Source organism: Pantoea anthophila (assembly GCF_026104315.1).
Classification (GTDB): domain Bacteria; phylum Pseudomonadota; class Gammaproteobacteria; order Enterobacterales; family Enterobacteriaceae; genus Pantoea; species Pantoea anthophila.
In genome coordinates this window covers 3,868,775-3,882,021 of the sequence record NZ_CP110473.1, presented here as the reverse complement: position 1 = coordinate 3,882,021, position 13,247 = coordinate 3,868,775, and the positions used below count along the sequence as shown (strand labels likewise).

Genomic DNA, 13,247 nt, shown 5'->3' with positions numbered 1-13,247 from the left:
TATGCTAAGTATTGAAGAGTTGCAAAAAAAAGCTGATGAACTGGTTTTTAAAGCAGGTCTACCAAGGCTTTCAGTTAATCTTTGTACAGTTCCTATTGGTGATGGAACTCCTTATATTTCATTTGAGAACGAAAAGTATAATTACATTTATTCCGAAAGAGGACATGAGTTTTCCAGAAAGGTTACAGATTCAACAGAGGAGCTACTTTATTGGATTATGTCAGAGCTTGCTTATAAGATCGCATTTCAATATGAATTAGAAAATCGTATTGGGGGTAGAGATGGAAGGCGTATTGCTTTTCCAAAGTATATTGAACTAATGACGAAAATGAATTCGTCATGGAAATCAAAAGCAGAAGATGAAATTGAAAAAACTCTTGCTACCAGTCCTTACGACGATACCCTCTACTTATAATTTAACTCAATAAATCCCGGCCACCGAGCCGGGATGTTTTTATCTGTCGATTACACTTCAGCCAGCCTGATGATCAACTGCCCCGGTCCGGTGATCACCTCGATCTTCTGTCCGGTCGAAAATCCCAGCGCTTCCAGCCAGCGGCCTTTAATGGTCAGCTGCGGCAGCGGGTTAGGCTGGCCTTTATTAGGCCGGTATCTCACGTTGTAATAACGCGCCCGCGATTTACTGACGCCGGATATCGCGCGGATGGAGGGGCAGATAGCGGCGACCAAAGCCGGTAAGGAAGAGCTGGCCCGCAGTGGCATTAAAGAGCCGGGTAAAAACGCGCCGGAGGAAGAGTGGGCTGGCTACAACAAAGCGCTGGCCGCGACCGGCAGCTACAAAGCCGCACAGCAGCAGTGGGGCACCGGCAGCGATATCCAGCGGGGTATTCAGGCCTCCACGGCAGCGATTCAGGGTCTGGCGGTGGCAACCTGGCGCAGGCGGCGAGCGGGGCGGCGGCACCGTACCTGGAGGGGGTCATCCACAGCATGACCACCACGAAGGATGCGAACGGTAAAGACGTGGTGAACGTGCATGCGAACCTGATGGCGCACGCGGTGGTGGGCGCGGTGACGGCGTATGCGGCGGGCAACAGTGCGGTGGCGGGCGCGGTACTGGGTGCGGTAAGCTCGTATGCATCCGGCAACTCAGCACTGGCGGGTGCGCAGGCGGGTAAAAACGCGGTTGAGAATAACCTCTTTGGTAAGGTTCTGGTAGAAGGATGTGCAATATCGGCACCATGTCGGACGAAAGTAGCAGAGCAGTTGCTGGAAATCGGGGTCAAGGCCGGGCTGACGGGGACCGTGGCGAAGACACTCGCCGACAAACTGACTGCTGACGAACTGGATCACCTCGTCACCCTGCAGATGACTAGTAACGATGAGATCACCAGTAAGTATCTTGGACTGTTGCAGGATAATTATTTACCGGAGACTTCATCCAACCCGAATCTAGGTAAAGACCTGGACAACGACCAGAAAGCTGAGTTAGGTGATGTGGGTTCAGGAACGCCAGGAGGCTGGGGACCGGAAGATGAAGAAAATGTTCGAAATAATGAGGGTAATAACCCCTCACAAAAGGGAAGTAATTTTACTAACTCGGAGATTGATGATCGCATCGCATCGGCGAACAAACCGATCAATAATCAAGGAATGTCTGCTGCGGCCAGGGCATGGGAAAAGCATGCTGGTAGGCCTGGATGAACATTCGAGCCTCTGAAGGGGAACCAAGCCCAGAAAAATGCAGCCGCGGAGAACTTTATTCGGGATCTTCTAAATGACCCTAGCACGGTACGAAATGAACTATCTCGAGGTGGGGTTGAATATCGTGCGTCTAATGGACAAGGGGTAAGATTTAATCCTGATGGTTCGTTCAATACCTTACTAGATCCACCGGTGAAAAAATGACTCAGAAAAAATTAGAACTTTTTTTTTCCAGCCCAATGGAATATGAGGAACTGACTCTTGAAGTTCAGTTAGATCGAGAAAGAGTGATTGAGATCAATCAAGAACAAGGGGTGGATAACCTTGAAGTTGAGCTGTTTGGAACAGACAAAGAGCATGGATTTATCGCAAAAATGCCTCTTGATGACCTGATTAATATTTTGATTGAAGCAAAAAAAACGCTTCAGAATAAGTAAGTAACTCAAATCCCTGCCACTGAGCCGGGATCTTGCTCTAACCGTCAGGCTTATCCAAACAGCCGCTGGAATGATTTACGGGCAGTTGCTCTTTAACAGTGAAAAAAACGCGTCGGGGCAAAAAGTTGGTGGCGTCAAAATGCACTGAAAGAATGGCTTGTAACCTTATGATTGAAAAGGAAAAAACAGTCTTCGTTCTCAATAACAGTGCCAGGAAGAGTTGTTCTGGAAAACAATAATCTTGCATTGGTTGCACGTGGTTGTGCTGCACTTTCACCCTGCCGGAATAAGGTCGCAGAGCAGCTACTGGAGATCGGAGCGAAAGCGGGGCTCACGGGGCTTGCCGGAGTAGCCATTAAGGACGTGGCTGATCGGATGACCTCCGATGAGCTCGATCATCTTGTCACCCTGCAAATGATGGGTAACGACGAGATAATCGGGAAGTATCTGAGTTCGTTGCAGGGCAAGTATGCGCCTTCAAATACTGGTGGTGATCAACTTGCAGGTATGGAAAGTATTGGCAAACTGGCAAATCCAGTTCAGGATGAAAATAAAGGAACGTCGCAGGTTACGCCAGATCATTCTGACGAACAGGGAGCAGGCAATATCGGGAATACTGAAGGTGCGCTGGATACGGGCGGAAGTACCACTTTAACGCCGATCCCTGAGCAGATTAAAGATGACTTGGCTTATTTAGCCCTTAAAGGTAAAGAAGCTCAGGAAGCTACCGGTAAATTAGGTTTGATCTAAACAGGATAAAGGACTGATATATGTTTGGGATTTTTCCTGAAAATAAACCAGTAGATGCTGAGGGCGAATGCGTCCTACCAGCATCAATAATCATTAATGAATTTTCAGAAATGATGAATATACCTCTATCATACTGGAGTATAAATGATTACAAAGCTAACTGGATAAGTTCTCTTGAAGATGGGCTGAAGAATAAAAAACATGCTGCTTTAGCTGTTTCAATGTATGAGCCTAAACATACGAATTTTACATTTACTTGGGTGTTATATTTTTCGGGAGATAATGTTTTCGTTCAAAATAGCATTTTGTTTTTAAATGAATGCCCCGGTTTTACTCCTGAAACTATAAATAATTTTACTGAGCCGCGAACAACGCATAATGAAGATGGTATGAAAATATCGGAATGGATGACTGATTTAAAAAGCGTTCTAGATTTTTTTCATAGCCTTAAAGGCTAAAATAAATCCCGGCCAGTCTGGCCGGGATTTTTGCTTTTAAGCCCCTAATCCTCTCGCTTACCGCCGCTACAACCGAAACACACCGGGCGCAGCGGTAATCTCCTGCTGTCCCGCCTCAGTAATACCAAAACCGGTCATCCAGTCGCCGCCGAGAATCACTTCGCCACTCTCACGCACCCAGTCTGCCCCTATATCATGCCACTGCTGGCTGGCTTCACAGAGTGCTTTCCACTCTGCTTCACCGGTCACGGTTGTCACCGACAGCGTGTTATACCGCAGCATCAGCCGGATCGGTGCGTCGGTAGTAAATCCGAGCGCGGCCAGCTGGCCGCCCGTGGTGGTTAGCTGCGGGACGGGTTCCTGAATAAAAGTAATGTTCATGCTTCTTCCTCCGTGAAGTGTGTGGTGCGGATAATCAGCTGGCCCTGTTCGGCGATGATATTTACAGGCTGTCCTTTGATAAATCCCCACTGTTCCAGCCATCGTCCTTTGATGGTCAGTTGTGGCAATGGATTCGGTCTGCCGCCGTTGGGACGGTATCCGACGATACTTTTACGTGCTTGGGGTACAGCGGGTTCTGACGTAGAATCTGTTCCAGCCATAATTAACTCCAGATCAGTTAGTTGTGGTCAGCGGGCTGTTGGTGTTCCACCACCTTCAGCCCGCGCTAAAGAAATCTCTAATTATTCTCTTCCTTTGCAGTTTTCTACTGTTCAAATATACACCGTCTGCTTTGTAAACTCGCTGAAAGCTTCGGAATAGATTGCGAGGCATCTCTGAAAAACGGATTTTTTTCGATGGATAATACTATCTCCAAAAGCGTTTATCCCGCGGCTATGAAAGAAATAAGCATGTAGTTAATAAAGATTATGCTTTCTCAAATTTTTGACTAATCTTCTTTAATTAAATAATTAATTACAATTCAGCATGGGTAATCTGTAAGTGAAATGCTTATATATGGCAACCTGAATTGCCATATCTTAACGTATGATGCAGTAAAGTGTATTTGGTTAAAACTTGATAGGTATCTGTATCAAAATCCCAACCAGCGATGTTAGATGAATGATAATTCTACGAAATAAATAAGGGTTATTATATGGTCTAAGCGTTTTCGGGTATTGTAGAATTACACGCTTACTGGAAAGTTTATATAAATAAATAGCTGCTTATTTATGATGTTTGGGTGTCATGAAAATGATGTGCTCAGGAAGCAGGAAGGGTAAAATGAATAAGGATGTAAGGATTCCCGTATTAAAGGGACCATTCAAAAAAATACGTGAGTGGAACCGAAGAAAAAATTACTATCTCAAAGAGGTGAAGCTCAAAGTAAGAATCGCAATTGCAAAGCTTCTGTGGGATAAACGGAAAAAAGTCACCTTTAACCCAGACTCTGTGAAAACCATATTGCTTGTTCGAAATGAAGGCAAAGTGGGTGATATCATCGTTTCGACTCCACTCATCAGGTTGCTTCATCAGGCTGGCTATGCAGTCGATGTGCTGGTAAACGAAGCCTGTTACGACGTAATAAAATACAACCCTTTTATCAGATATGTTTATAAGGCGAGAAATTGCAGTTATAACCATTACCTGAAGTCTTTGAACCATAACGTTTCAAGGGCAACGATAAAGATGCTAAATAGAAATGAATATGATCTAATTATTGATCCTTGTTTATCCGAAACCGGTGCATCGGATGAAACTGTTTAATGATATCAATGCGAGGTTCGTTATTGGATTAAATAAAAAACCTGATATGGGCCATTACACCGTTTCAGTATCTTTTAAAAATGAAAAACAGCATGTTACAGAATTATTGTCTTTGTTCTGCATAATGATTGGCGTTAAAGCTACAGGCAGTGTCGATTATAGTTTATATTTTCCTGATAGCGTGCTTAATGAGGTAAAAGATTTTCTTAACCCCTGGAAAAAAAAGAAAAAGATTATTATTAATGCCTATGCAGGCACCCCAGAAAGAAACTTCTCACAACAGCAATTGCTGGATCTTATTCATCTGGTTAATAAAGGTAAAGAAATAAAGTTAATTATTCTGGATCATCGTAACGAATTATTAGTGCCGCTTCCTAGTGGTGTTGTAAAAAATCCCTTTTGCACATTGCATCATGTAATGGCATTGATTAAAGAATCGGATATAGTTATAACTCCTGATACTTCAATTGTACATATCTCGGCTGCGTGGAAAAAACCACTCATCGCCGTTTATAAAAACTTACCTAATAATAATATGTGGGCACCAGGGTATGAAAACGCAAGCCACCTTATTGTTCATGATGATAAAACCTCTGATGCTGATAATATTCCTGAGCGTATTTTCAACGAGATTGTCCGCAGGAATTTACTGGACAGGCATGAGATGAAAATCCAAAGCCCGGTATCGGTGACCGAGTTGAAAGAACCTGTTAGTAAGTACGGTTATCATGTTCCCGAGCGCTCTATCGCCTCCTCTGATCAGCTCTGCTGCTGACCAGCAGATAAAATGTTCTACTGTGCCAGACACCATTGCCACTCTTAATAGGTCTGGCTACAGCACACCCATCACGCCGCAGGCGGCGTCGTCATTGCAAAGCTCTCACGCTGAAACAGCGTTTCCGCCAGCTTCACCAGTGACGGACGCTCAACACACCAGTTAGGCACCACGCGGCGGAAATTGAGATAGCCAATCATACAGCCGGTGGCGATATCCGCCAGATTGAGCTGACCGTTGTTGAGCCATTTTCCCTCTGCGGCCTTCGCTTCCAGCATGTCGAGACTGCGCTGAATCTTTTCCCGATTGCGCACCAGCACCTCCTCTGACTGCAAATCCCCCGGCCGCAGCTGCTCGCGCACGATCACCAGCGCGGCATCGCAGATGCCATCCGCCAGCTTCTCCAGCTGACGGATGTTAAGCGACGCAAGCGGATCAGCAGGCAGCAGGGCAGGCTCTGCCCCGCGCAGTTCCAGAAATTCCGCGATGATGCTGGAGTCGAACCAGATTTGCTTATCGTCAGCGACCAGCGCCGGGACTTTGCCCAGCGGATTGTAGTGCGGTACGTGGCTGTCATCGCTGTAGGGCGAGGCGTTGACGAATTCAAACGTAATGCCTTTTTCCAGCATGATAATCGAAATCTTACGCACAAACGGGCTGGTATAGCTGCCAATCAGTTTCATCGGGTTCTCCGGATTCATCGCCTATTCGCCAGGAAACATAAAGGGGTTGAGACTGCTGCGAGCAAAACCTTCCTGCTCCATCCGGGCATCCAGTATCAGCGACGCCAGATCGTCGGCCACCGGTTCGATGGCCGGATCTTTCTCCTGATAGAGCATCTTCAGGTAGGTGCCACAGTCGCCGCAGCTCTCTGCCTTCACCGCCGCCAGCTCGCTGTTGAGCGACCAGTAGTGCAGATCGCGGGACTGCTCGCACTGGGTACATTTACTGCGTACCACATGCCATTCACTTTCGCACAGATTACAGTGCAGGTAACGCGCGCCTTCATCACTGCCCATATGGACCACGCTGGCGACCGGCATACTGGCGCACACCGGACAGAACTGCCGCTGATCGCCCATCTCCGCCCGCGCTTTGCCCGGGATCAGGGCCGCCATCTGCGCCCAGTAGAGCGAGAGCGCCGCCCAGATAAAGGGCGCTCTGTCGCTGCTGACCTGCGCATAATCGCCGGTAAACAGCGCACTGGCCAGCGTCTCCAGCTCGGTGGCGGAGGCTTTTTCCAGATTCTCCAGCACCGCCAGCGCCTGACCGCTCATCTCCGGCTTCAGTTCGGCAATCAGCGAGTGCAGCAGCCGCTGCCAGTGCGGATCGCGCGGCAGGGTGTGGATGTTCAGCGGCGGCTTACCCTCGCTGGCGCTCTGCGTCAGTCGGGCATGCAGATCGATATGCAGCGGGTGGTCATACAGCACAATCTCCTGCGCTTCGGCGATCGTTGCCGCAAAGCGCAGATAGTCGCCGAGTGGATTTTTCGCCGCCAGGTCGCGCAGTCGCGCAGCACGACGGCTGTATAAATTTTTCAGCCGTGGAAAAAGTAACGGCGGAATCCTCTCCGCCGTGTTCTTTTCGCCTTTCTCCAGCTGATCTTGCGGGATTATGCGAATACTCATCAGGGGCGTTTATCCTGTTTTTCTGGCAGTTTACGCTGCTCACGAAACCAGCGGGGATGGTGATGTCTGGCCCAGTCGGCGCTGACCCAGCCCTCAACCATCGCGGTCAGTGTGCCTTTGACCCACAGTGCAGCATAAACATGCACCATGATGACGATAATCAGTACCACTGCTGACACCGAATGCACCACCAGTGCCAGACGAATCAGCGGAATGGCGAAGGCATCAGCAAAGTAAGGTCGCCAGATCACAATGCCGCTGGCAAGCAGCAGGACTAAGCTGATGATAGCAGCCCAGAACACACACTTCTGACCAAAGTTATATTTACCGGTATCACCCACCTCTTCATTGCGTGCAATCCGGTGAATATTTCTGGCCCAGCAGAGGTCATCACGATTGATCAGGTTCTCTTTCCAGTAGCGCAAAAACATCAGCATAAAAGCGGCAAACATCACCACACCGGTGAAAGGATGCAGAATACGCGCCAGTTGTGGCGTGCCGAATATCTGCATCAGCCAGTTGAAGGAGGGAAAGAAAAACCCCAGACCGCTTAAGGCCGTGATGACAAAGCAGATTGCGACGATCCAGTGATTAATGCGTTCCGGTGCGCGGTAGCGCACCAGACGATCGGGTTTGTTCATTATTTATCCTCCCTTTGCTGATCGTCGTCACTGTCGTGCGCGTCGGTGACGCGATTCGGACCGACGCCGACATAGTGAAAAATGGATGCGGCGAACGTGGCGGCAAAACCCACCGCCGCCAGCGGTTTCCAGATCCCCTTCCAGAAGGTCACGGTCGGGCTGATGCCCGGATTCGCCGGCAGGCCGTGATAGCGCTGGGGCTTGTCAGCATGATGCAGCACATACATCACATGGGTACCGCCCACGCCTTCCGGGTTGTAGAGACCCGCCTGTGCAAAGCCGCGCGACTTCAGCTCTGCTACGCGCTCCTCCGCCAGCGTCAGCATGTCGCTTTTGCTGCCGAAATGAATGGCGCCGGTCGGACAGGTCTTCACACAGGCAGGTTCCTGGCCGACGCTGACGCGGTCCACGCACAGGGTGCATTTATAGGCGCGGTTATCCTCTTTATTGATGCGGGGCACGTTGAAGGGACAGCCCGCGATGCAGTAGCCGCAGCCGATGCACTGCTCAGACTGAAAATCGACGATGCCGTTAGCGTACTGGATGATGGCGCCTGCTGACGGGCAGGCTTTCAGGCAGCCGGGATCGGCGCAGTGCATGCAGCCATCTTTGCGGATCAGCCAGGCGAGCCTGCCGTTCTCTTCCACTTCTGAAAAGCGCATCACCGTCCAGGATTTGGCGCTCAGATCGGTGGGATTGTCATAGACCCCGATGTTGTGACCGACCTCATCGCGGATGTCGTTCCATTCGGAGCAGGCAACCTGGCAGCCTTTACAGCCAATGCAGGTGGTGACGTCAATAAGCTTCGCCACTTCGCGCTGGTGATCGCGCGCCTGCGGCGGCGGGGTAAAGCCACTGGTCGCAGAGCGACGGATAATATCTTGTGATTGATAAGCCATGGTCATCCACCGTTACGCTTTTTCGACTTTCACTAAAAATCCCTTGTACTCCGGGGTCTGCGAGTTGGCGTCGCCAACGGAAGGCGTCAGCGTATTGGCGAGGAAGCCCTTACGCGTGGTGCCCTCAAAGCCCCAGTGACAGGGAATACCCACGGTATCCACCGGCCTGCCGTCAATCATCAGGCGCGGGAGACGGCGGGTGACCACCGCTTTGGCCTCGATATAACCCCGGCGTGACGAGACTCTGACGCTGTCACCGGCCTGAATGCCTTTCTCCTCTGCCAGTTCGGTGCCGATTTCGACAAACTGCTCCGGCTGCGCAATGGCGTTCAGCAGGGCGTGCTTGGTCCAGTGGCGGAACAGCTCAGTGATGGAGTAGGTGGTGGCGACGCAGGGATAGTCAGCGACCTCGCCCAGCTGTGCGACGTCACTGCTGAAAAGACGAACGACCGGGCTGTGACGCTGCTGCGGATGCAGGGGGTTGTCGGCGAGGGGACTCTCCATCGGCTCATAGTGTTCCGGGAACGGGCCATCCGCCATTTTATCCAGCGCAAACAGGTGACCCATGCCGTCGGGCTGCATGATAAACGGCCCGGCCTGCTGCTGAGGTGGCAGCGTGACCGGATAGTCCGGCACATCGATGCCGTGCCAGCGTGCGCCGTCCCACTCAATCAGGCGGCGCTGCGGATCCCAGGCTTTACCCTGCACATCCGCAGAGGCGCGGTTGTAGAGAATGCGGCGGTTGGCCGGCCACGACCAGGCCCAGCCGGAGACCGCGCCCAGCCCGGAGGGATCGGCATTGTCGCGCCGCGCCATCTGATTACCGTCCGGCGTCCAGCTGCCGCTGTAGATCCAGCAGGCGCTGGCGGTGGTGCCATCGTTACGCAGCTCTGAAAAGCTGTTGAGCTGCTGACCTTTTTTCAGCAGCAGCCTGCCACTGGCGTCATAAATATCGGCCAGCGCCTGGCCGTTGCTCTCCTGCGCCACCTCTTCCGGCTCAGGATTGAACGGATCGCGGTAGTCCCAGCGCATGGCCATCAGCGGCTCAGGGTTTGCTCCGCCTTCGAGACGATAAAGTTCGCGCAGCCGCATAAACAGATTGCCGAGAATTTTTCCGTCATGCAGCGCTTCTCCGGGCGGCTCGGCGGCAGCCCAGTGCCACTGCAGCCAGCGTGACGAGTTTGCGACCGAGCCCGACTCTTCCGCGAAGCAGGAGGAGGGCAGACGGAACACTTCGGTCTGGATTTGCGCCGGGTCGACGTCGTTGAACGCGTCGTGATGTTGCCAGAAGCTGGCGGTTTCCGTGCTGAGCGGATCGATCACCACCATAAACTTCAGCCGGGAGAGGGCCCGCACCGCCTTATTTTTGTCCGGGAAGGCGGCCAGCAGGTTAAAGCCCTGAATCAGACAGCCATTCAGCGCGCCCTGTTCCATCATCTCCGCCTGCGCCATGCAGTCGTAACTCTTGTCCCATTTTGGCAGCCAGTCGTAGCCCCACTGGTTTTCCGCCGTGGCCTTATCGCCGTAAAAGCTCTTCATCAGGCTGACAAAAAATTTGTCGGTGTTCTGCCAGTAGTTGACCTGCCCCGGCAGAGGCGCAACCGGCGTGGCCTTCTCCAGCCAGCTGGCCAGTGTGGTCATCTTCTCGGAGGGCAGCGGCAGATAGCCCGGCAGACTCTGTGACAGCAGGCCGAGATCGGTAAATCCCTGCACATTGGAGTGACCACGCAGCGCATTGATGCCGCCACCCGGCATACCGATATTGCCCAGCAGCAGCTGGATCATTGCCGCCGTGCGGATAATCTGCGAGCCGTTAGTGTGGTGGGTCCAGCCCAGCGCATAGAGGATGGTGGCGGTGCGATTCGGCACGCAGGTCGACGCGAGCTGTTCGCACACCGCGATAAAGGCGTCCTGCGATGTGCCGCACAGGCGCGTCACCATCTCCGGCGTATAGCGGCTGGCATGGGTTTTAAGCAGGTTCAGTACGCAGCGTGGATGAGTGAAGCTCTCATCCCGTCGTGCATGGCCGTTTTCATCCAGCTCATAGTGCCAGCTCTGGCGATCGTACTGACGGGTGTCGGCATCATAGCCGCTGAACAGACCGTCGCTGAAGCTGAAGCCGTCACTGACGATCAGGGCCGCGTTGGTGAAGGCGCGAACATACTCCTGCTGGATCAGGTTGTGCTGCAGCAGATAGTTAATCACCCCCATCAGGAACACAACATCGCTGCCCGCCCGCACGGGCGCGTAAAAATCGGCAACGGCGGCAGAGCGGTTAAAGCGCGGATCGACCACGATGACCTGCGCCTTGTTCCGGGTTTTCGCTTCAATGACCCATTTAAAGCCGACCGGATGCGCCTCGGCCGGGTTGCCGCCCATGATCATCACCACATTGGCATTTTTGATGTCGTTCCAGTTGTTGGTCATGGCTCCGCGACCAAAGCTGGGGGCCAGCGCTGCCACGGTCGGGCCGTGACAGAGACGCGCCTGATTCTCCAGCGCCAGAATGCCCAGCGAACGGGCAAACTTCTGGTCGAGCAGGCCGGTCTCATTACTGGCGGCGGAGGAGCAGAACATGGAGGTGGTTGGCCAGCGGTTTACCGTGACCCCTGCGGCGTTGGTGGTCTGGAAGTGGGCATCGCGATCCTGCTTCATCAGGCGGGCAATACGCTCAAATGCCTCCTCCCAGCTGATGCGCTGCCATGTGTCAGAGCCCGGTGCACGGTATTCCGGGTACTTCAGCCGCTGCTCGCTGTGAATAAAGTCCATCACGCCCGCGCCTTTGGGGCAGAGCGATCCGCGACTGACCGGATGATCCGGGTCACCTTCAATATGGTAAATCGAGGCGCTGGCATTTTTAGCGCCATCCCCCAGGCTGTAGATCAGCATGCCGCAGCCGACGGAACAGTAGGTGCAGTTATTCCGTGTCTCTCTGGCGCGAATGAGCTTGAACTCCCGGACACTGGCTAAGGCTGTGGTGGGGGCAAAACCGAGCAACGCCGCGCTGGTTCCCGCCAGTCCGCCCGCACAGATCTTAAAAAAACTCCGTCTGTTAATTTGCATGTTATCGTTCTTCTTTTCCGGCTCCATTGCGAAGCCCTGCAAAATAACAGCCCTGATTGCCTGTAAGTTGACCAGGGTCAACAGGTTAGTGATTAGTAATTCTTTTTCTAAATTTTGTTAAAAACCTGCGGCGGGGAAGCGGCATTGCAAGTCCATTTTCAGCGTCAGCCGCGGATGGCGGGGGTGATTTGCCCCCGGATGTTAATGCCGGAGCCGTTCCCTTCTCATTTTGCACACCCGCGGCCGTGGCTGCGCCCCTGGCACACCTGAAACCGCATGAATTGCCCCGCTGTTTATTTGCGCTGTGCCGGGCCTGCAGGCAAAATCAGACGATGTCAGCCCCTCGCCGTGCAGCCGCACCGGCAATTATTTATTAACAACAGGTCATACTTTTTGAAAGCTATCCAGCCTGACTCAGGCGAAGATTTAACAACTCAGGCCGGCGTCAGCACAACGCAGGTCTGGCAGCGTGCCGATCTGATGACGGCTCAGCCTGACTGGCTGGCGGATGAGGTGCCGGTGGCGCTGGTCTATAACGGCATCTCTCACGTGGTGATGATGACCACGCCCAAAGACCTGGAGGCGTTCGCGCTGGGTTTTTCGCTGTCAGAGGGCATTATCGACGCGCCGGGTGATATTTTCGGCATGGACATCGTGCCGGGCTGTCACGGTATTGAAGTCCAGATAGAGCTTTCCAGCCGCCGCTTTATGGCGCTGAAAGCGCAGCGCCGTGCGCTGGCGGGCCGGACCGGCTGTGGCGTGTGTGGCGTTGAACAGCTGGATCAGATCGGCAAGCCGCTGTCGCCGTTACCCTTTACCCAGACCTTTGCGCTGGATCAGCTCGATCGGGCGCTGGGACAGCTGAAAGAGTATCAGCCTGTCGGACAGAAAACCGGCTGCACCCATGCGGCGGCGTGGATCCAGCCCGATGGTCAGCTGGCCGGCGGCTGTGAAGATGTAGGTCGCCATGTGGCACTCGATAAGCTGCTGGGCTATCGCAGCCAGGCCTCATGGGGGCCGGGGGCGCTGCTGGTCTCCAGCCGCGCCAGCTATGAGATGGTGCAGAAGTCCGCCATGTGCGGCGTCGAGATCCTGTTCGCCGTCTCTGCCGCGACCCGTCTGGCGGTTGAGGTGGCTGAGCGCTGCAACCTGACGCTGGTCGGCTTCAGCAAGCCGGGCCGGGCCACGGTCTACAGCCACCCGCAGCGGCTGCGTTAAATTACCTGC

At 52.8% G+C, this 13,247-nt stretch carries 17 protein-coding genes and 1 pseudogene; 10 read left to right on the top strand and 8 right to left on the bottom strand.

Going from position 1 to position 13,247, the window contains the following annotated elements; translation table 11 throughout:
* Window position 1: 1 nt before the first annotated feature.
* Entirely contained in the window at window positions 2-415 is a 414-nt protein-coding gene (locus tag OJ965_RS20550) for an Imm63 family immunity protein (RefSeq protein WP_261766130.1), read from the top strand.
* Window positions 416-465: 50 nt separating this feature from the next.
* Here OJ965_RS20550 and OJ965_RS20545 read toward each other — a convergent pair whose 3' ends face one another.
* Window positions 466-666: a SymE family type I addiction module toxin gene (locus OJ965_RS20545; RefSeq protein ID WP_419721785.1), complete on the bottom strand. Its 201-nt coding sequence runs from the start codon at window positions 664-666 to the stop codon at window positions 466-468.
* On the opposite strand from OJ965_RS20545, the gene OJ965_RS20540 reads away from it, so the two are divergent.
* The 6 genes and pseudogenes from OJ965_RS20540 to OJ965_RS20515 all read left to right on the top strand — a co-directional run bounded on the left by OJ965_RS20540 (window position 665) and on the right by OJ965_RS20515 (window position 3,307).
* On the top strand, window positions 665-952 hold the full coding sequence (locus OJ965_RS20540) for a hypothetical protein (protein WP_186806418.1): 288 nt from the start codon (window positions 665-667) through the stop codon (window positions 950-952). The genes OJ965_RS20545 and OJ965_RS20540 overlap by 2 nt on opposite strands.
* Window positions 949-1,149, top strand: a pseudogene (locus OJ965_RS21300) (hypothetical protein); the annotation flags it as partial. The gene OJ965_RS20540 and the pseudogene OJ965_RS21300, both read left to right, overlap by 4 nt.
* Window positions 1,150-1,455: 306 nt before the next feature.
* Complete coding sequence (locus tag OJ965_RS20530; RefSeq protein ID WP_154929068.1) at window positions 1,456-1,662, top strand: hypothetical protein; 207 nt, start codon at window positions 1,456-1,458, stop codon at window positions 1,660-1,662.
* A 200-nt stretch (window positions 1,663-1,862) separates the two neighbouring features.
* Window positions 1,863-2,099, top strand: a complete 237-nt coding sequence (locus OJ965_RS20525; RefSeq protein WP_154929036.1) for a hypothetical protein — start codon at window positions 1,863-1,865, stop codon at window positions 2,097-2,099.
* 171 nt (window positions 2,100-2,270) lie between these two features.
* Window positions 2,271-2,849 carry a hypothetical protein gene (locus OJ965_RS20520; RefSeq protein ID WP_265137686.1) on the top strand — a complete coding sequence of 193 codons (579 nt, stop codon included), beginning with the start codon at window positions 2,271-2,273 and terminating at the stop codon, window positions 2,847-2,849.
* Between the two features lie 20 nt (window positions 2,850-2,869).
* Complete coding sequence (locus OJ965_RS20515) at window positions 2,870-3,307, top strand: hypothetical protein (protein ID WP_265137684.1); 438 nt, start codon at window positions 2,870-2,872, stop codon at window positions 3,305-3,307.
* 66 nt (window positions 3,308-3,373) lie between these two features.
* Here the strand turns inward: OJ965_RS20515 and OJ965_RS20510 are convergent, their stop codons facing one another.
* Together OJ965_RS20510 and OJ965_RS20505 are read right to left on the bottom strand one after the other, a co-directional pair.
* Window positions 3,374-3,688, bottom strand: coding sequence for a hypothetical protein (locus OJ965_RS20510; protein ID WP_154929033.1), 315 nt, complete (start codon window positions 3,686-3,688; stop codon window positions 3,374-3,376).
* Entirely contained in the window at window positions 3,685-3,909 is a 225-nt protein-coding gene (locus tag OJ965_RS20505; protein ID WP_154929032.1) for a SymE family type I addiction module toxin, read from the bottom strand. The genes OJ965_RS20510 and OJ965_RS20505 overlap by 4 nt, the downstream gene beginning before the upstream one ends.
* Before the next feature lie 622 nt (window positions 3,910-4,531).
* On the opposite strand from OJ965_RS20505, the gene OJ965_RS20500 reads away from it, so the two are divergent.
* Entirely contained in the window at window positions 4,532-5,014 is a 483-nt protein-coding gene (locus OJ965_RS20500) for a glycosyltransferase family 9 protein (RefSeq protein ID WP_265137681.1), read from the top strand.
* Window positions 5,001-5,789 carry a glycosyltransferase family 9 protein gene (locus OJ965_RS20495; RefSeq protein ID WP_265137680.1) on the top strand — a complete coding sequence of 263 codons (789 nt, stop codon included), beginning with the start codon at window positions 5,001-5,003 and terminating at the stop codon, window positions 5,787-5,789. Before OJ965_RS20500 ends, OJ965_RS20495 begins: the two co-directional genes overlap by 14 nt.
* Before the next feature lie 71 nt (window positions 5,790-5,860).
* On the opposite strand, the gene OJ965_RS20490 is transcribed toward OJ965_RS20495, so the two are convergent.
* From OJ965_RS20490 to fdnG, 5 genes are read right to left on the bottom strand one after another with little or no spacing between them, the layout of a single operon-like run.
* Window positions 5,861-6,472 (bottom strand): glutathione S-transferase, encoded by a 612-nt coding sequence (locus tag OJ965_RS20490; protein ID WP_265137679.1) that lies wholly within the window; start codon window positions 6,470-6,472, stop codon window positions 5,861-5,863.
* Between the two features lie 21 nt (window positions 6,473-6,493).
* A complete protein-coding gene (fdhE, locus tag OJ965_RS20485; protein ID WP_058957166.1) occupies window positions 6,494-7,417 on the bottom strand; it encodes a formate dehydrogenase accessory protein FdhE in 924 nt (307 codons plus the stop codon).
* Complete coding sequence (gene fdoI, locus OJ965_RS20480) at window positions 7,417-8,058, bottom strand: formate dehydrogenase cytochrome b556 subunit (RefSeq protein ID WP_111209058.1); 642 nt, start codon at window positions 8,056-8,058, stop codon at window positions 7,417-7,419. Before fdoI ends, fdhE begins: the two co-directional genes overlap by 1 nt.
* On the bottom strand, window positions 8,058-8,957 hold the full coding sequence (gene fdxH / locus OJ965_RS20475; RefSeq protein ID WP_009088325.1) for a formate dehydrogenase subunit beta: 900 nt from the start codon (window positions 8,955-8,957) through the stop codon (window positions 8,058-8,060). Before fdxH ends, fdoI begins: the two co-directional genes overlap by 1 nt.
* A gap of 12 nt (window positions 8,958-8,969) precedes the next feature.
* Window positions 8,970-12,020, bottom strand: a complete 3,051-nt coding sequence (gene fdnG, locus OJ965_RS20470) for a formate dehydrogenase-N subunit alpha (RefSeq protein ID WP_265137676.1) — start codon at window positions 12,018-12,020, stop codon at window positions 8,970-8,972.
* Between the two features lie 393 nt (window positions 12,021-12,413).
* On the opposite strand from fdnG, the gene fdhD reads away from it, so the two are divergent.
* The gene (gene fdhD, locus OJ965_RS20465) at window positions 12,414-13,238 is read left to right on the top strand and encodes a formate dehydrogenase accessory sulfurtransferase FdhD (RefSeq protein WP_265137675.1); all 825 of its coding nucleotides are present in this window, start codon (window positions 12,414-12,416) and stop codon (window positions 13,236-13,238) included.
* The last annotated feature ends 9 nt before the right edge of the window (window positions 13,239-13,247 follow it).

Coding starts and splice junctions, on each gene's coding strand:
- OJ965_RS20550 (WP_261766130.1), top strand. CDS start 2: ATGCTAAGTATTGAAGAGTTGCAAAAAAAAGCTGATGAACTGGTTTTT.
- OJ965_RS20540 (WP_186806418.1), top strand. CDS start 665: ATGGAGGGGCAGATAGCGGCGACCAAAGCCGGTAAGGAAGAGCTGGCC.
- OJ965_RS20525 (WP_154929036.1), top strand. CDS start 1,863: ATGACTCAGAAAAAATTAGAACTTTTTTTTTCCAGCCCAATGGAATAT.
- OJ965_RS20515 (WP_265137684.1), top strand. CDS start 2,870: ATGTTTGGGATTTTTCCTGAAAATAAACCAGTAGATGCTGAGGGCGAA.
- OJ965_RS20510 (WP_154929033.1), bottom strand. CDS start 3,688: ATGAACATTACTTTTATTCAGGAACCCGTCCCGCAGCTAACCACCACG.
- OJ965_RS20505 (WP_154929032.1), bottom strand. CDS start 3,909: ATGGCTGGAACAGATTCTACGTCAGAACCCGCTGTACCCCAAGCACGT.
- OJ965_RS20500 (WP_265137681.1), top strand. CDS start 4,532: ATGAATAAGGATGTAAGGATTCCCGTATTAAAGGGACCATTCAAAAAA.
- OJ965_RS20495 (WP_265137680.1), top strand. CDS start 5,001: ATGAAACTGTTTAATGATATCAATGCGAGGTTCGTTATTGGATTAAAT.
- OJ965_RS20490 (WP_265137679.1), bottom strand. CDS start 6,472: ATGAAACTGATTGGCAGCTATACCAGCCCGTTTGTGCGTAAGATTTCG.
- fdhE (WP_058957166.1), bottom strand. CDS start 7,417: ATGAGTATTCGCATAATCCCGCAAGATCAGCTGGAGAAAGGCGAAAAG.
- fdoI (WP_111209058.1), bottom strand. CDS start 8,058: ATGAACAAACCCGATCGTCTGGTGCGCTACCGCGCACCGGAACGCATT.
- fdxH (WP_009088325.1), bottom strand. CDS start 8,957: ATGGCTTATCAATCACAAGATATTATCCGTCGCTCTGCGACCAGTGGC.
- fdnG (WP_265137676.1), bottom strand. CDS start 12,020: ATGCAAATTAACAGACGGAGTTTTTTTAAGATCTGTGCGGGCGGACTG.